The following is a 17506-nucleotide window of genomic DNA, read 5'->3' as shown; positions in this document are numbered from 1 at the left end:
GGTTTTGGCTAATTAATTCAAAGTGGACGTGCAAAATTACAATGATATCTGAAAAATTTCGCTTGCGTTTATTAAAACCATTTGATAGTATCGTTTCAAAGCTAAAAATGATTATGATAATTAAAGACTGTGTTTGTAAAGACTAAAGCCAATTTATGCGTAAGAACAGCTAGCTATTAGGGTTTCCATCCGTTTCTCAACCATGATTAATCGAGGAACAAAAAAGGATGACAATTTCACTAAGAAAAGCTATTCTCGACAATCAGTTTTAAAATAACATATTGAATAAGCAATGATGGGAAAGCCAGTAATTGTTGTCTCCCTGTTCACAGAGAATCGATGGTTGGTGAAAATCGATACACAGACAACGATGAATTACAGTCCCTGAGCTTTCTTTGCGAAATAGAGTAAAAATAGCAAAGAACGGACGAGCCGTTAATCGTTGAGTGGAAGGAATGTTTCCTTCAATTAGGGTGGTACCGCGTGCAAAAGTTAAACCACGTCCCTGTTTTTTACAGGGATGTGGTTTTTTTTATTTATTTTAGGAGGAGGAAGAATGATGACTAATGTAAAACCAACATTAAATGAGGCCCAACAAATAGAAGTGAAGAGACAGATGGCCATATACACTCAAGGTGTTCAAGAAATCATTCCAACTGTAGAATTAGAAAACAAAATAGCCAAGTCCATATTGGAAAATAAGCCATTAAAAATAAAACTAGGCTTAGACCCCTCTGCTCCAGATGTCCATCTGGGTCATACCGTCGTTTTGAACAAAATGAGGCAATTTCAAGAGAATGGTCATATTATCCAACTAATTATCGGTGATTTTACGGGGAAAATAGGCGATCCAACAGGAAAATCTGTGGCTAGAAAACAATTAACCGATGAAGAAGTAAAGCATAATGCTAAAACCTACTTCGAACAATTTGCGAAAATCATTGATATGGAAAAAGTAGAGTTACACTATAACTCTAAATGGTTATCAAAATTAAATTTTGAAGATGTCATCCAACTAGCAGGCAAAATAACGGTAGCAAGATTGTTAGAAAGAGATGATTTCGAAGATAGAATTTCCCATGGAAAACCTATTTCACTTCATGAATTTTTCTACCCGTTAATGCAGGGATACGATTCAGTCATGTTAGAATGCGATATCGAGCTAGGGGGAACAGATCAGCATTTTAATATTTTAATGGGACGACATTTTCAAGAAAAGTTTGGAAAAGAAAAGCAAGTTGCCTTATTAATGCCTTTATTAGAAGGACTTGATGGGGTTGAAAAAATGTCTAAATCCAAGCATAACTACATTGGAATAGATGAACAACCAGAAGAAATGTACGGGAAAGCCATGTCGATTCCAGATGAGTTAATGGTTAAATACTTTGAATTGATTACCGATTTTACTCCAGACCAAATTCAACAGTTGAAAGAACAGCTAGAGACGGGCACGCTACATCCACGGGACGCGAAAATGTTATTAGGGAAGACGATTGTTCGTATGTACCACGGAGCTGAAGAAGCAGAAAAAGCACAACAGCATTTTATCTCTGTGTTCCAAAAAGGCGCCATGCCGGAAGACATCCCTGTAGTAAAGTGGGAGGGAGCTTCAGAAATTGGCATCATTGAGTTTCTTGTTGGTTTGCAATTGTTTCAGTCAAAAAGTGAAGCAAGAAGAATGATTGAAAACAGAGGCGTAAAACTGAATGGAACGACAGTAGAGGACCCAAAAGGAAAGTGTACATTGACTGAAGGGTTAATCGTTCAAGTGGGGAAACGTAAATTCATCAAGATTACGTTATAAGACACAACTACGGAGCCTCCTTTTTACTATCAAAAGGGGGCCCTTTCTTTTTAAGAAGGATTCCTACTATTACATGGTCAGAACCTGCCTCCTCCATTCCTTTATTTTTCCGTTCATTCAAAGTATGCTAGTAATAATGTAGCAAATGGAGGAGTACAACGATGAAACAGATTTATGCAGATGTGATTCAATTTCGTGGGACACATTATGATTTTGGATTTCACCAGGGAAAATTAATCAAAGATTCAATCCTTGTCCAGAATCGCGAACGACAATGGAAAGTGCGAAAACCGCTTTTTAACATTGATCTTGAAGAGACACAACATGTTTTCAAGAAGCTGGCACCGTTTATTTGGGAGGAATTCTTAGGTCTGCAGGATGCTTTAGAATGGCCGATGGAAAAGGTGTTGTTGGAATTTGGTGGGTACAGGGTGAACATCCTTCCATCAGGTTGTTCGATTTACGTTGGAAATGGGTATATGATACGCAATTATGATTATCACCCAAAAACGTATGATGGGCGTTTCGTAATTTACCAACCAAGTGATGGCGGTTATGCGACTTGTGGTTTTACGCAAAAAATCACCGGACGAAGTGATGGGTTAAACGAAAAAGGCCTCAGCATGGGCTATACATTTATGAATCGGAGACGTCCAGGAAACGGCTTTATCTGTCACATGATTGGCAGACTCATTTTTGAACTTTGTGCGAGTGCCGAAGAAGCAGTAGATCTTCTCAAGGAGATTCCACATCGTGGATCTTTTAGCTATGTTTTATATGATACAAACAGTGCGTTGCCTTCTATTGTGGAAACATCGCCGCGTAGAGTTGAAGTCCGGCAGGGTTTATCTTGCACCAACCATTTTCACCTATTGACCGAGGAAAATCGCCGTGTGCTTGATGATTCGAAAAAAAGAATGCAAGCGATGGAAGATAACCGCATAGATGGATTAAGCGGAGAACAAGCCTTCCGCCTGTTAAACGATACAGATCAAGGCGTGTTCTCAAAACTTTATGGAAGTTGGGCAGGTACGATTCATACCTCCGCCTATTTCCCAAAAGAAATGAGTGCCTGGCTTGCCCTTGGAGGAGACCAAGAACCCACAAAATTCGATTTCTCCCAGTGGTTAAAGGGGGAAGACCTAGGGTTTGACCGGGTCGAGGGACTAGTTGACACAGATATTCCTTTCCTCAATATGGAAAAAGCAGATTGGTATCAAAAATAACCAGTTTCGAAAGATAGCCAAGCCGTTCAAGGCAAATAGCAGTCGGGAAATAAATTCTGTTTATGAGTGGATAAAAGTGGAACTTTTTTTGAAGCGAATCGTAATACATGATAGAAAAGGAGAGGATCGCGCAATGGCTGAACAAGGTTGTCTAAAATGCGGAAGCAAAGATGCAGGACAGAAGGAAGTCGCAATGACCGGGACTGGATTATCAAAAATGTTTGATGTTCAGAACAACCAGTTTATCGTTGTTTATTGTAAAAATTGTGGGTACTCAGAGTTTTATAATAAAAAGTCATCCACCTCATCGAACATTCTTGACTTGTTTTTTAGTTAGCCTGTTTTCATATAGATTTTTGGTAAATCCTACTGCATAAAAGTAAGTTTGTAATGGGGCAGATAGGATAAGGTCTGAGAGGGTACGAATGTATGATGCAAAAGGAATATCGGAATCAAGAAACAGGGTGGTAGAGTCCGAATTGAGGGATCGTTCCAAGGGCCGTATGAGGTATAAAACCCTTTTATTTATCATATAAATGGACAATTAAGGGTTAATGAGGTGAAGTATGTTTCATCATGCTGGCAGTAGATTCATATGGATGATACTCGGAAGCACGGTTTTAGCCACGGTGGTTAGTATTGCCATGTATAAAGCAGGTCTTATCACCCTTCCAATGCAATCAACGGCCGAAAAAGAACAGGAACATAAGAAAGATGGGAAGCGCAGAAGGGTTGGGAAAATTCGACTTTCATAGAACCTTAGCAAGAAAAGGTTGTATAGGATACTCGAAATAGAATAGAGTCCCAGAGAGGGCTCTTTTTTGTGAAAGGCTTACTCTTAAAGGAATGCTGCTATTTCCTTATTTGTCAATATGGAATATTCAGGTAAAATAAAGCTATAAAGAACAACGAAAACGAATAGGGGAAAAGTAGGTGTTACATGGCAGCAATCCTTTCGGTACTCGCTGATTTATTTAGTGCGATTGCTTTTGCAATGATGGGAAAAAAACAAAAAGAACAGGACGAAAAAACCTCTAAATAAATTTACGGATCCGTTTCCTATCACAAACATTAATAATGAAAGTGAAAATGAGTGCCAATTTGTATATGAAATTGACACTCATTTTTTATTGGTTTAAAGCCATGTCTTGAAAATACATAAAAATTTGTATAGTAAAATGCATCACAAATTGTAGGGGTACAATGGCTGTTGTACCCCTACAAATTTACCCTCAATTTGATATCCAAAATGTCATACAAAAATGGTTTTTTTGCACATTATGAATTGGATATATATGTTAAATTGAATTAAAGTTTGTGAAAATATGTACTCACTCTAACGGGGCAGGAATAAGCAATAGTGAAACGATTGTATAAAAATAGAGCAAAAATGACGGATATCATCTTTGCTCTATTTTACCTTGTTATTGGAAGACTCTGTAGTCTTCCTATTTTAAAAATTTTACTTCATACCTCTTTGACTTTTTTACTTTTTAATGAGTCCATAATAAATCTAAAAAAAAGTATGTATATGGATGTAGCAAGAAGGTAAAAAGCGAATGAATTAAGAAAAGTCCATCCACTAAACTTAAAAACATTAAAAAACACAGCTAACCATTCAAAGCCTAGAGCAAAAAGAGACCAAAGGATCACATATGCAGTAATATAAATACCCTTTGGATCAAACTTGTCAAATAAGTACACACATAGTAATGCATAAGGGGAATACATCAAATACGTTATTATGTCTGTTACCTCGTATTTTTCAAGGTCATTAAGGTCATATAAATCCAAGGGTGGCGTTGCAATCAGGTGATCCATAATAATAGCAATAGTTACAGTGAACAAAATCAATAAGATAGAAATTACAAGAGGGTATCTTTTTGGGAGGGACAAAATCAATATGAAACCACAAACAATGGTAAGAATTATAAACCATTCATTTTCGTTAAACTGTTCTGGCAATGGTAACAATTAGCTCATCCCTTTTCTAAGAATTTTTCTAAAGCTAGTAGAGAGATAGCTTATAAGAAGTAAAATGACACCCCACTCTATTATGGAATAAAAAAGATTCCATTTTACAAAATCATATACATTAAGAAGATTGGCTAGATATTCAATCCCTATCAATAGGGGTATTAAAATAAATAGCATAATACAATTTTTCCTGTCTTTTGCCCCTTGGGTTTTATCTATATACCAAATAATAAGTACAGGAATAAGGAAGATCCTGATAAGTGCCATTGTCCAATAACTAGTTGAATGGCTATTAAAATTGATCATCTCCATATTCAATGCGAAGATGGTCATAAAGTTATGGTGAATAATGTTAGTTACCATCCAAATGAAGAATATTTCAAATAGATGAAGTTTCTTTTTGGATACGGCATATGTAAGATTTATTATCACTGTTAATGCAAAAAAAATTGAAAATGCCATAGCTCCTCCACTAAATTGCTTTTTTAAATAGTTTTATCTCTCTATGTTTAAAATATTCCTTCTTCAACTAACGGGTGGCGTGTGTTCAACAAGCTACAAAAAATGGATATTAAAAAACAGCTCAGTAAGTGAACTGAGCTGTTTTAAATTTTATTCGCAAAAACAGATACAAAAGGCAGTACAAATTAGGCTACATTTTCGATTGTATTTTTGGGTTTGCGACAGGAAACGGAACACGTTATAAATAAATAGAGGTTTTTTGTTGTAAGACATGTGGCCAAGGTTATGTTACAGCAAAGTTAAGTGCCTGACCCTGTGTCCATAGCTATTCTATTTCTCTAGGCTTATACAATTTCCCTAGTCCCCAAACCTTTTGAATTTCACCTTCTTGCATATCTGCGGTTGCCTTGGAGATCATATTGATTTTCGCATCAATGTTGTCAATCATATGGCAGAGATGTGCTTCTAAGGTGATGGGTTCTGCAGTGCTTCCCCAGCCATTGCTAAGTGGACCATGGTGGCTGGATATGATATTCATGAGTTCATACACAACGGTGACTTCTTCTATGGAAACGGACCGCTCATGGCGAATACCAACCAGTTTTCGGTCGATCATTTGGTTTACAATTTGGATATGCCCTAAGAATTGTCCGAACAGCGTGTATTCTGGCGCAGTAAAATCCTTGGTCATCTCAATGATTTTCCCCATATCATGCAAAGTTAACGCTGCATACATTTTGCTCCGGTTCACAGCTTCACCATATTGATCACAAATATTCTTGGCAATACGCAAAAGCGACAGAGTATGATAAGCAAGGCCACCTCGAAAATTATGGTGCATTTTCACTGCGGCTACATGATGCATAAACAGCTTTTTATGATCCTCGAATAATTCAGAGGTGATCTGATGTAAAATTGGGATCTTGATTTCGTCGATATATGAGCGAATTTCAGCTTCCATGCTTTCCACGGATTCAGGCGCGGATTCAATATATTCACGCACATCTACCTCCCCGTTTTCAGCTAAACGAAATTCGTTAATGGTCATCTGGACTTGTCCATTATATTCAGAAGCGACTCCAGTCAAATACAGCATCGAACCATTTGAGAAAACCGTTAACAGCTCTTCAACCGTTCTTCCTCCAAACCCATTGTTCCATAGTTTACAGGCAACCATTTTATGTTTTTTGGCAACCGTCACATTCAGGTACGGATCCCCTTTTTTTGTTTTTTCTTGTTTGACCTCTTTTACAAGGCAAAATCCCTCAAAGGAATTCCCTGGTGTTAGTTCTAATAAGCAAGTAACTGCCATTCCGAATACCCCCAATTTTTCTCTCTAATACAGATTATATAATGAAGAGCATCTCTTTTAAACCTTTATAGGACACCCATATGTGGATATTCTTTGATGATAACGTGCACATGCATGTTTATTCGAGTGGATTTAGATTTTCTTATATCGTAAAAACGATCTTCGTAAAAGATTGTCACTCATGAATAAGAAAATCTATCTGGCTGGTACATCATTTACTATAATAAGAATAAAAGGCTTCAACTATTAGGAGTTGATTTCTTGCCAAAGAAAACGGATAAAAGCATCTGGATCCTTTCTGTAATGGTTTTGGTGCTATGTGGTTGTACAAACCTAGCTCCAAATCACTTCAATTTAAATCAACTGACTAGGGTAGATGTTGAAGTGGTTAAATCTGATGGAACCTATGATGAATCTGTTATGATCACCGATGAAGAAAATATGAACAGATTAAAAAAAGTACTTAAGAAAATAGACTGGGAACCTAATCAAGAACCTAAGCTCGCTAGAACAGAAGATGTAAAAGCTACCTTATTTTTTCTGTATGATGAGAACATGCCCGAGAGATTACTTGAATACCAAATTTGGTTTCATCAAGAGGAAGATACAGCCACAATCATCAGCAATAATGAAGAAGAGGGGTATGGAAAGATTGATAAAAAGAATGCACAGATCATTGAAAAGATTTTCCTTCATAAATGAAGGTTATTTCTTTTCAACTGTTTATAAATAGGGTACAATCAAACAAATAATTTATTATGGTTATTTCGTTTATTTTGGTTAAAGCTAGACATCTTAAAGAATATAATGAATAAACTATTTTAGTAGAAGCCCCAGATGTCTCAGGTGGGATAGGCAATAGATAGGGGAGTATTGTTTTATTTGAAGGTGTACGAAAGTGGTCTTCCTTCAATGTACGACTAATTTGAATAGAGTGAGGTGCCCACCATGTATGATGAAATCGATTATATAACAAAAGAAGAATTACTTAGAAATAACTTTCATGGGTTACATAAAGGGAAAGTGTATGAAATTGTTGGGAACGTACATCGCAATACTGTTTTTGCCGAGTCGTTTATTCAAACTTCTTTTTTAATTAGAAAATCAGGTAGCCACAGCATTTTCTTTAAAATTGATGGTTCCCCGAAATACTTTACAGGATTATTTAGTTTATATGCGATCATTCGTGCCGCAAAAAATGTGGCCGACAGGGAAGAGGACCTTCTTGAACTTGGCGTAATTGATGAACCAGAATATCAAGAAATCATCATCGAGCAGTTTCCAGCGATGGAACACAGTACGGGACTAGAGCTCATTCGCACCATAGACGATAGCAGGCTGAAGCTTGCGAAAATGATTAAAGAAGATTTATTAGTTGAAGCGAAAAATTATAACTTAGTAGATAGCATGGATATTTTTCTATAAAACTAATTCAGGTAAAGCTCAATATAAAAACAGAACAAAGACATTCGCACATGTTCACATGACATGTGTGTTTTTTTTGACTAAAAATGGTTGGATAAATATTCATATAGTATTATAATTATGAGAATTATTTGTTTTAGCTCTAGATTAATAGAGTTCGAATGATCAGGTAACCCCTAAGGGTATTCATTTTATGTAAGGAGCCTAAAGAGACATGGAAAGAAAAAACATAGAACTAGTTAAACAGCTACGGCATGGTTTACACCAGCATCCAGAGCTTTCTAATCATGAAGTGTGGACAAAACAACATTTGATGGAATTTCTTCAAACCCATACAACCCTTGAACTAGTTGATAGAGGTGCTTGGTTTTATGCTGTTTATCGTGCAGGGGAGAAGAAGAAGAATCTCGCGTTCCGCGCTGATATGGATGCGCTGCCGATTGACGAAACAATCCATCTTCCCTACGGTTCACAGTTCCCAGGGATTTCACATAAATGTGGCCATGATGGGCATTGTGCGAGTCTTGCTGGTTTTGCCTTGGAGGTTGATCAACAGGGTGCTGAGCATAACATCTTCTTCCTATTTCAGCATGCAGAAGAAACAGGAGATGGCGCAATTCAATGTAGTTCTTTTATAAAAGAAAACAACATCGACGAAATCTTTGCTTACCACAATATGAGCGGAATGCCATTTCAATCTGTTCAAGTCATTGAAGGGACCGCGCATTGTGCCTCAAAGGGGATGAGTATTCACATGGAAGGAACTCCTGCTCATGCAAGTCAACCAGAAACAGGTGTTAACCCAGCCTTTGCAATGGCAAAGATTATCGATAGCATTCCTGAGTTTACTTCTTCAGATAAAAACAAAGGGTTGGTGCTATGCACAGTGATTCAAGTTGATGTCGGCGAACCAGCCTTTGGTGTTGCTGCAAGTAAAGGTCAGTTATTGTTAACAATCCGTGCGCTATACCAAGAAGAATTAGAACAGCTACAGAATAACATTGAAAAATTAGCACTTGAGCAAGCAAAAAAATACGGACTAAAGGTTACCTTTTCTTTTCAGGACGTCTTTCCAGAAACCGTAAACCACAAAGAAAGTATCGATAAGGTTCGAGAGGTATCTCGTAGAAAGGGACTCCATTTGCAGGAAATGACAGAAGCGTTTCGAGCTTCTGAAGACTTTGGTCATTATACAAAACTCACAAAAGGTGCCATGGTTTTCATCGGAAACGGAGAACAGTATCCACCGATCCATACCGTTGAATACGATTTCCGCGATGAACTCATTGAAACCGCCGTCGAGCTTTTTAAAGGAATCGCTAAGGTATAAAGGAAAATTACGGAAATATTTTATACTAAAAGTCCCATCCAATGATGTAAAATGAAGATAATACATCGTTTGGAGGGGATTTATGGAAACTCGGTTGTTTATTTCTATTATTGTACTTATTACTTTAGTAGTATTCTTTATTGTTTATTTATACGATATGTATAAAAAAGGCAAAATCGATGAGAACCCATATTCAGCAATTCTATTGAAAGAACGAACCATTCTTTATTTTTCTTTTTTCCGGTGGAAGAATGTAAAGACCGATCATAGTGCAGACGGTTTGTTTCCATTACATAAGAACTCCACGTACTTTTGGTTGTTTATTGCGCTTATTCATGAACAAATCATTGAAATGTTTGTTTTACATATTTATCTAAAAAAGGTAGACCCTTCGTTCGCAAACTTTTTTTCCATGCTTCACATCTATAGCATTCTTTATATTATGGGTGACTATAATTGGGTTCGAAATACGCCGATTCTCGTCAAGGAGAATACGGTAGAAATGAAAATTGGTGCAAGAAGAGAGTTATCTTTTCATCTTCGTGATGTTTCGTCGATTCAACAGGCTAGATTAAAGCATGATAAAAATGGCAGCATCATTCATGAACAAGATGTTTTCCAGGTTACTGCGTTTCCACGAGTACTCACTAAGTTATTTGGGATATCTGATGAGCTTAAACATGAAATCATTTTTAACAAACCGATCACCTATAAAGGATATTTTGGATTGAAAAAACAAGTTTCGAAGGTGCACATCTATATAGAAGACTCAGTAGACTTCGTTCAGATGCTTGAAATGAAGCTCACAGATTATGAGGAAAAACAACGATTGGTAGTTGAGTAAAAACAGGATAAACGTCCCAAAGTTACAAAAAATTACAGGTACACATAGGTTTCGCCCCATGATATATTGTATTCACACGATACGTGATACACATTCACAACATCGTCGTTCAAAAGGAATGGTTCGTTCCGATGAAAGTCTGGGGAAGTACTCAAGAGGCTGAAGAGGCGCCCCTGCTAAGGGTGTAGGTCGGGCAACCGGCGCGAGGGTTCAAATCCCTCCTTCTCCGCCATTTATATGGGAATGTCCTGGTATCGACAGGAATAGTTTGAGCTTATATTGCGAGTCGTGGGGACCGTCCACGTTAAAACGTCAAAGCCTATAACTGGCAAACAACAAAACAATTTCGCTTTCGCTGCCTAAAAACAGTCGTTTGCGGTTCCGCCCTCCATCGTCCATGTGGTAGGGATTGGGACTCACTATTAGTGGACTACGCCTAACATTCACCGTCTGAGGATGAAGGAAGAGAACAACCAGACTAGCGGCTTCCATGCCAGTCAGTTGGCTAAAGTAGCAGGCAAAATCAAAGAAACTGACTACACTCGTAGACGTATAAGTGGCAATATTTCTGCACATGGGTTCGACTCCCATCATTTCCACCAAAAATGCTGCGTGAGAGGGTGAAAGTCCTTAAGCCAGCACCAGAATGATTCCGTCAGTCCTGCCGTGTGCGTTAGCCTTTTATGTTTTTAACCGTACGATTTACTAGGGATTCCAATATGGTGTGATGGATGCTGGGCCTACTTGGTGAGGAGAGCAGAAATCATAATGCGGAGACCCACCTGCGAGAAAAGCGGGTTGATAAAACATCTTGGGATAACGGCATAAGTGGGATTGCCAAAATGTTTGGGGCCTTAGCTCAGCTGGGAGAGCGCCTGCTTTGCACGCAGGAGGTCAGCGGTTCGATCCCGCTAGGCTCCACCAAAGATTCTATACTGGAGTTGTACCCAAGCGGCTATAAGGGGCTGCATTGGAAATGCAGTAGACGTGCAAGCGTGCGAGGGTTCGAATCCCTCCAACTCCGCCACGTTTATTTTTTTTGTATAAAAGTTGAATGACCTACATATTCTAATTGCTACATTGGGCTATAGCCAAGCGGTAAGGCACCGGACTTTGACTCCGTCATGCGCAGGTTCAAATCCTGCTAGCCCAGTATTCACGCCTAGTAATATTTCTAGAAAGTTTGGTTTTCAATTTTGAAGTATAAAACACAATAATAACAGCTTTTTTTAGCAGTCCAATTAGCAAAAAATTGGACTGCTAATTTTCGTTTTCTATCATTAGGAAATGTTATTAGATCTGTTTTTGTATATTTATTATTGACTTACAGGTTTAGCTTAGGTAAAAAATAAATATCAATCTATTGTATAATTAAATAAAAAAATAAAAATTAGTTGTAATATAGGAGATGTTACAATTTGGATATATTAGGTTTTTTACAATTTTACTAGCAGGCTTCACTGCTGGTGCTGAGTTTACTTCTTGCGCTTAAGTACATCCAGTTATTCGACAATTACCTCAAAAGCACCATATACGTTTTGAACAAGGTTCACTTCTGCTAGGCTTCGTGTTACTTTGTTTCTCAGTTACTAATTGATTAGTTTCAAAATGAATTCACTTTTTATAAAATACTTTATTTATAATAACGAAAGCTTAAGTTGGAGATGGAGGTGTGGTACGCAGCTCTTTTTTAGACTTAAGGAATTGGGGGGGAAGTTACATATGGGGAAGTATGAGGTAAAGCAAATTTATAATCTGTTGGATTTTGATTTGGATAGTTTAGTGAAGCAAAGCAAAGAAGATGGTTTCCGTTTTGTCGAAAGATTAGTAAATGATTATAAGAATGGGCGTAACACTTTTAATCATTCTGGAGAAGGTTTGTTTGGCATGTTTAATGAAGAAGGTTTCCTTGTTGCTATTGGAGGATTAAACAAAGACCCATTTTCAAATGAACAATATATTGGAAGGCTTAGAAGGTTTTATGTAAGTAAAGAGTATAGGAGAAACGGTATTGGAAGCCTTTTGGTAAAAACGATCATCGCCAAGGCAAAAGGATATTATAAAATATTAGTGCTTCATACAGATACCGAACAGGCTGATAAATTTTATACTTCTTTGGGATTTTCAAAGGGCAATCTTTACCCAAATTCAAGTCACTTTATGGAGTTTTAAAGAGAACATATTATTAACGGGTTGATTTAATTGAATAAGGCAATAAAAAAAGGCTCAGTAAACTTTCCTTCTGAGCGTTTTTCAATGCTAACAACCTTGTGATTTCCTTTGTTTTTTTGGATACTAATTCAGATGCGTTTTATCCTTTCTGATTGCCATTGTATACTCAAAAACAGAATCTGGTATTCTTGAATATTATTGACTTAATTATATAGAAGCAGTGACTTTCTCCTCTTATAATAATTCCTTATTCTTTTTGTACGATTTCTTTATGGAAACAAAACTAAAGAAATACCACACCAAGCCACAAGTTAATGGAAGTCCTATTGTTTCAATCCACTCATTTAGATTGTTTGGGATCCCTTCAAACACCAAATAAACCAGCGTGAAAGTACCTACAAATAAACACGTTCCTCTAAACGTTTTCTTGAGTTCTTGCTTGTATGTACCTTCTGTTGCAACATCTGTATATTCCATACCAGAATATATATACCTTAAAAAAACATAACCAAGGAATAGTATGATTGAGATAAAAAGAGCAAATTCCAGATCAATTTGAAAGAAATGTAGGTATCGACTACTAATAAAGAGAGAAACTAAAGAAATTAGGAGAATGATCGACCCTTCTGATAGAAAGTGTAGGACCCTTTTCTCCTTATATTCGTCCTCTGGCAATAAAAAAGATATCCAAGTTCTCATTCTTACTCTACCTCCCAAAATAATTCGTCTAATGTTTTATTCAGTTCTTTTGCAATGGAAACACAAAGCTGAAGACTGGGGTTATATTCTCCCTTCTCAATTAGCCCAATTGTTTGTCTAGTCACTCCTATTCTTTGAGATAATTGTTGTTGAGTGATGCCCATTTTAACTCGTGTGATTTTTACGTTGTTTTTCATACATTCACCTACACTCTGTGCAATATATATCTAACATATGCAATTTATATATTACATTCATTCTGAACGATAAGTCAACTGATAACAATCAAACTATTCATAAAGTTGGGATCATACAGGCTTTATTTACCTATTTATGGTATTATGAGTGGAGTTATCTTCTTCAACAATGGCTTGCAATATCAATGGGGGAAAAAGGTGGAGTATCTAAAACTAAGAAGAAAGAATTACGCTGCTATTATTATGGGTTTACTAATTGGATTTACAATTTCTAAAATTATGGGTGAAACCTCAGGAATCTCAACTGCTATCATCGTAATAGCGATTGGCTTAGCGATAGGGGAAATTTTTGTTTTTAGTAAATGGTTCCGCAATAAGCCACAGATGTGAGCATACATAATGAATCTTTTTGGGATGGTCCTTAATTTCAGACAGCTTAGGGGTTGCTTGAAATATCTTGCTAATAGGACTTATACGGTAAAGGGGGAATAGGTGGAAAATAAACACAGAGATAAATAGAGTTGACAACATACCCTCGTAGGTATATTATTATCCAAGTAGGTAGCCCGAACAGCGCATATGATCTCTCCTTATCATGTACGTATCCTTATCTATAAATCAGTCAACTTGCTTTTGAAAGTAAATAAAAAAAGGTAGACAAGTCTTTTTTTATTTATTATTATACCCATAGGGGTAATGGTAAAATGATTGTTAGGAGGGTTATAAATGAATGTTGCTAGAGTAGTAGACGCTAAAGGCTTGGCTTGCCCAATGCCAATTGTGAAAACAAAGAAGGCCATGAATGAACTTGAATCAGGTCAAGTCTTAGAAATTCATACAACCGATAAAGGTGCAAAGAACGACCTTACAGCTTGGGCTAAATCATCCGGTCATGAATTGTTGGATTATGAAGAGGAAGCAGAAGTATTAAAGTTTAGGATGAAAAAAGGATAATTTTTTTATTTTTCTATATACCTATACAGGTATATGTTTAAAAACATTAGGAGGTCACATCATGACAGAAAAGAAAAAAACAACGATTGTACTATTAAGTGGAGATTATGATAAAGCGATGGCTGCCTATATTATTGCTAATGGTGCAGCGGCTTATGATCATGAAGTCACGATATTTCACACCTTTTGGGGATTAAATGCTTTACGTAAGGATGAGTCTATCCTAGTAAAAAAAGGCTTTATGGAAAAAATGTTTGCGAAAATGATGCCTAGAGGGGCAGATAAAATGGGACTATCTAGAATGAACTTTGCAGGCATTGGTCCAAAGTTAATCAAAAACGTAATGAAGAAACACAATGCAATCCCATTGCCACAATTAATTGAAATGGCTCAAGAACAAGACGTAAAGCTTATCGCTTGTACGATGACCATGGATCTTTTAGGTCTACAAGAGGAAGAACTATTAGACAATATTGAATATGCAGGAGTTGCTGCTTATTTAGCTGAGGCTGAAGATGGGAATGTGAATCTGTTTATTTAATTGTAGACCTATGGAGGAGAGGGACTAAACCTTGGAATATATCAATTATATCGTGATCGCATTTTTCTCACTTTTAATCATTCAAAGGATGTTGCCTACAAGAGGTGTTAGGCATATAACCACATCAGAGTTAAAACAGGAATTAAATGATAAGAATAAGCAATTTGTTGACGTCCGAACACCTGGTGAATATAACGGAAATCACATCAGATCATTTAAAAATATTCCACTTCACCAATTGGCAAATAAAGCAGATCAACTTTCAAAAGATAAAGAAATCGTGGTCATTTGTCAAAGTGGGATGAGAAGCCAAAAAGCAAGTAAGCTGTTGAAAAAAATGGGATTCACAAACGTAACGAATGTAAAAGGCGGTATGAGTAGCTGGTCATAAGAATGGGAGGAATCTGAAATGAAAACAATCACTGCAAAGCAAGTTGAATCCTTCCTTAACGAAGGAAAAGTATTAACTATTATTGATGTTCGAGAAGTGGATGAAGTAACAGCTGGAAAAATCCCAGGAGCATTCAATATCCCATTAGGACTACTTGAATTTCGTATGCATGAATTAGATAAAACAAAAGAATATATCATTGTTTGTCGTTCAGGAGCTAGAAGTGCTCGTGCATCAGAATTCCTTGAATATCAGGGGTTTAACGTCATCAATATGACAGGTGGAATGATGGCCTGGGAAGGAAAAATAGAATAATATTTTTTATCTAAAATAATACCCTGTTAGGTATATAAGTAGGAGGAAAAACGATGGAAAACTTGAAAGCAAACGTCATTTTAGACGCAAAAGGTTTAGCGTGTCCAATGCCAATTGTCAAAACAAAGAAAGCAATGAAGGAGTTAGAAGCTGGTCAGGTTTTGGAGGTCCAAGCAACTGACAAAGGCTCCAAAGCGGATCTTAAGGCATGGGCGGAAAGTACAGGACATCAGTATATAGGGACGTTAGAGGAAGGAGACACATTAAAGCATTATTTAAGAAAGTCCTCTAGCGATGAAACAATTGAAAAAAAACATCCTCACGTTATCAATAATGACGAATTGGTAGCGAAACTTGATTCAGATGAAAATTTGGTTGTACTTGATGTGAGAGAAACAGCAGAATATGCGTTTAACCATATCCCTCATGCGATTTCGATTCCTTTGGAGGAACTAGAGCAACGTTTAGGCGAATTAGAACAAGACCAAGAGATTTATGTTGTTTGCCGGACCGGTAGCCGTAGTGACCTGGCTGCACAAAAGTTAACAGAAAAGGGATTTACAAAAGTTTTGAATGTCGTACCGGGAATGAGTCAATGGTCTGGAGAAACGACGAGTTTTGTTAAATAAGGGTAGGATAGAATCTCTATTACGTGATTAAATAACATTACTTTGAAGAAAATTTTTTTGAAAGATATTATACCGTAGGGGGTAAGTTGATATGGCGATTACGAGAATGAACTCTGCAGAGGTCACCAAAAAGGTATTCAATAAGGAACAATTGTTTATTTTAGATGTTCGTAATGAAAATGATTTTCAGGATTGGAAAATCGAAGGTGAAAACTTTGAATATCTGAACATTCCTTATTTCGAATTATTAGATGGTGTTGAGGGGATTTTAGATAAAATTCCTACTGAAAAGCCTGTTTTAGTGGTCTGTGCGAAAGAAGGATCTTCGATTATGGTAGCTGAAATGCTATCTGATGCAGGAATGGCTGTTTCGTACCTTGAGGGAGGGATGAAAGCTTGGAGCGAACACTTAGAGCCGGTTAAGATTGGGGATTTAAAAGACGGCGGTGAAATTTATCAGTTTGTTCGTATTGGAAAAGGCTGTTTATCTTATATGGTTGTCTCGAACGGTGAGGCTGCGATTATTGATGCTACCCGTATGACACATCTATACCTTGAGTTTGCTGAAAGTATTGGCGCGAAAATCAACCATGTTTTTGATACACATCTACACGCCGATCACATTTCAGGTGGAAGAAAAATTGCAGAAAAAGCGGGTGCCACTTATTGGTTGCCACCAAAGGATGCAACCGAAGTTACGTTTGCTTATGAGCCATTAGTAGACGGAAAAGATGTGGAAATTGGGAAGGTAAACATCAATATCCATGCCTTATATACCCCAGGGCACACGATTGGATCTACCTCGTTTATTGTTGATGGAACATACTTATTATCTGGTGATATCTTGTTTATTGACTCCATTGGTCGACCTGATTTAGCAGGATTGGCACAAGATTGGGTAGGAGATTTAAGAGAAAGTTTATATAAGCGCTACAAAGACTTATCAGAAGACTTAATCGTTTTACCTGCTCACTTTATGATCATTGATGAGTTGAACGAGGATGGCAGCGTTTCTGAAAAATTAGGTGCTTTATATCGTAAAAACCACGGCTTAAAGATTGAAGACGAAAATGAGTTCAGAAAAATGGTAACAGAAAACCTACCACCACAACCAAATGCTTATCAAGAGATTCGCGAAACAAATATGGGGAAAATCAATCCTGATGATGAAAAACAACGAGAAATGGAAATTGGACCAAATCGCTGTGCGGTTCGATAATCACACATA

The 17506-nt window shown here is 37.1% G+C and carries 20 protein-coding genes, 4 tRNA genes, 2 other RNA genes and 1 other annotated feature; of the genes, 22 read left to right on the top strand and 4 right to left on the bottom strand.

Features of this window, described 5'->3' with window-relative positions; translation table 11 throughout:
• Positions 1-283 precede the first annotated feature (283 nt).
• Positions 284-510 (top strand) — a binding site (T-box leader).
• A gap of 49 nt (positions 511-559) precedes the next feature.
• From tyrS to H0185_RS23515, 4 genes are all read left to right on the top strand, one after another.
• Complete coding sequence (tyrS, locus tag H0185_RS23530; protein ID WP_221876025.1) at positions 560-1804, top strand: tyrosine--tRNA ligase; 1245 nt, start codon at positions 560-562, stop codon at positions 1802-1804.
• A gap of 161 nt (positions 1805-1965) precedes the next feature.
• Entirely contained in the window at positions 1966-3030 is a 1065-nt protein-coding gene (locus H0185_RS23525; RefSeq protein ID WP_221876008.1) for a C45 family autoproteolytic acyltransferase/hydrolase, read from the top strand.
• Positions 3031-3163: 133 nt separating this feature from the next.
• The gene (locus H0185_RS23520; protein ID WP_221876024.1) at positions 3164-3367 is read left to right on the top strand and encodes a zinc ribbon domain-containing protein; all 204 of its coding nucleotides are present in this window, start codon (positions 3164-3166) and stop codon (positions 3365-3367) included.
• A gap of 229 nt (positions 3368-3596) precedes the next feature.
• Entirely contained in the window at positions 3597-3785 is a 189-nt protein-coding gene (locus H0185_RS23515; protein ID WP_221876006.1) for a hypothetical protein, read from the top strand.
• Between the two features lie 712 nt (positions 3786-4497).
• On the opposite strand, the gene H0185_RS23510 is transcribed toward H0185_RS23515, so the two are convergent.
• On the bottom strand, positions 4498-5004 hold the full coding sequence (locus H0185_RS23510; RefSeq protein ID WP_221876005.1) for a hypothetical protein: 507 nt from the start codon (positions 5002-5004) through the stop codon (positions 4498-4500).
• A gap of 790 nt (positions 5005-5794) precedes the next feature.
• Positions 5795-6781, bottom strand: coding sequence for a 3'-5' exoribonuclease YhaM family protein (locus tag H0185_RS23505; protein ID WP_221876004.1), 987 nt, complete (start codon positions 6779-6781; stop codon positions 5795-5797).
• Positions 6782-7042: 261 nt separating this feature from the next.
• Here H0185_RS23505 and H0185_RS23500 point away from each other — a divergent pair, with 261 nt between their 5' ends.
• The 11 genes from H0185_RS23500 to H0185_RS23450 all read left to right on the top strand — a co-directional run bounded on the left by H0185_RS23500 (position 7043) and on the right by H0185_RS23450 (position 12552).
• Entirely contained in the window at positions 7043-7483 is a 441-nt protein-coding gene (locus tag H0185_RS23500) for a hypothetical protein (protein WP_221876003.1), read from the top strand.
• Between the two features lie 246 nt (positions 7484-7729).
• Positions 7730-8206, top strand: a complete 477-nt coding sequence (locus H0185_RS23495) for a hypothetical protein (protein WP_221876001.1) — start codon at positions 7730-7732, stop codon at positions 8204-8206.
• A 214-nt stretch (positions 8207-8420) separates the two neighbouring features.
• A complete protein-coding gene (locus tag H0185_RS23490; RefSeq protein WP_221876000.1) occupies positions 8421-9536 on the top strand; it encodes a M20 metallopeptidase family protein in 1116 nt (371 codons plus the stop codon).
• A gap of 82 nt (positions 9537-9618) precedes the next feature.
• Positions 9619-10380, top strand: a complete 762-nt coding sequence (locus H0185_RS23485; RefSeq protein WP_221875999.1) for a hypothetical protein — start codon at positions 9619-9621, stop codon at positions 10378-10380.
• A 141-nt stretch (positions 10381-10521) separates the two neighbouring features.
• Positions 10522-10612, top strand: a tRNA-Ser gene (locus H0185_RS23480).
• Between the two features lie 7 nt (positions 10613-10619).
• Positions 10620-10982: a transfer-messenger RNA gene (gene ssrA / locus H0185_RS23475) on the top strand.
• A gap of 53 nt (positions 10983-11035) precedes the next feature.
• A non-coding RNA gene (ssrS, locus tag H0185_RS23470) (6S RNA) lies at positions 11036-11219 on the top strand.
• 9 nt (positions 11220-11228) lie between these two features.
• A tRNA-Ala gene (locus H0185_RS23465) sits at positions 11229-11304 on the top strand.
• 13 nt (positions 11305-11317) lie between these two features.
• Positions 11318-11407 (top strand) — tRNA-Ser (locus tag H0185_RS23460).
• A gap of 54 nt (positions 11408-11461) precedes the next feature.
• Positions 11462-11533, top strand: a tRNA-Gln gene (locus H0185_RS23455).
• 569 nt (positions 11534-12102) lie between these two features.
• Positions 12103-12552 (top strand): GNAT family N-acetyltransferase, encoded by a 450-nt coding sequence (locus tag H0185_RS23450; protein WP_221875998.1) that lies wholly within the window; start codon positions 12103-12105, stop codon positions 12550-12552.
• Positions 12553-12786: 234 nt separating this feature from the next.
• Here the strand turns inward: H0185_RS23450 and H0185_RS23445 are convergent, their stop codons facing one another.
• Positions 12787-13251, bottom strand: coding sequence for a hypothetical protein (locus H0185_RS23445; RefSeq protein WP_221875997.1), 465 nt, complete (start codon positions 13249-13251; stop codon positions 12787-12789).
• Positions 13252-13253: 2 nt separating this feature from the next.
• On the bottom strand, positions 13254-13448 hold the full coding sequence (locus tag H0185_RS23440) for a helix-turn-helix transcriptional regulator (RefSeq protein WP_221875996.1): 195 nt from the start codon (positions 13446-13448) through the stop codon (positions 13254-13256).
• Between the two features lie 198 nt (positions 13449-13646).
• On the opposite strand from H0185_RS23440, the gene H0185_RS23435 reads away from it, so the two are divergent.
• The 7 genes from H0185_RS23435 (at position 13647) to H0185_RS23405 (ending at position 17497) form a co-directional block, all read left to right on the top strand.
• A complete protein-coding gene (locus H0185_RS23435) occupies positions 13647-13838 on the top strand; it encodes a hypothetical protein (protein ID WP_221875995.1) in 192 nt (63 codons plus the stop codon).
• Between the two features lie 336 nt (positions 13839-14174).
• Positions 14175-14402 (top strand): sulfurtransferase TusA family protein, encoded by a 228-nt coding sequence (locus H0185_RS23430; protein ID WP_221875993.1) that lies wholly within the window; start codon positions 14175-14177, stop codon positions 14400-14402.
• 61 nt (positions 14403-14463) lie between these two features.
• A complete protein-coding gene (locus tag H0185_RS23425) occupies positions 14464-14943 on the top strand; it encodes a DsrE/DsrF/DrsH-like family protein (protein ID WP_221875992.1) in 480 nt (159 codons plus the stop codon).
• 31 nt (positions 14944-14974) lie between these two features.
• Positions 14975-15334, top strand: a complete 360-nt coding sequence (locus H0185_RS23420; protein ID WP_221875991.1) for a rhodanese-like domain-containing protein — start codon at positions 14975-14977, stop codon at positions 15332-15334.
• A gap of 18 nt (positions 15335-15352) precedes the next feature.
• Positions 15353-15649 carry a rhodanese-like domain-containing protein gene (locus H0185_RS23415; protein WP_221875990.1) on the top strand — a complete coding sequence of 99 codons (297 nt, stop codon included), beginning with the start codon at positions 15353-15355 and terminating at the stop codon, positions 15647-15649.
• Between the two features lie 53 nt (positions 15650-15702).
• Entirely contained in the window at positions 15703-16278 is a 576-nt protein-coding gene (locus H0185_RS23410; RefSeq protein ID WP_221875987.1) for a sulfurtransferase TusA family protein, read from the top strand.
• Positions 16279-16369: 91 nt separating this feature from the next.
• Entirely contained in the window at positions 16370-17497 is a 1128-nt protein-coding gene (locus H0185_RS23405; RefSeq protein ID WP_221875986.1) for an MBL fold metallo-hydrolase, read from the top strand.
• The last annotated feature ends 9 nt before the right edge of the window (positions 17498-17506 follow it).

Source organism: Mesobacillus maritimus, assembly GCF_019749255.1.
Taxonomy (GTDB): Bacteria; Bacillota; Bacilli; order Bacillales; family Cytobacillaceae; genus Mesobacillus_B; species Mesobacillus_B maritimus_A.
This window is presented reverse-complemented; position numbering and strand designations above follow the sequence as displayed.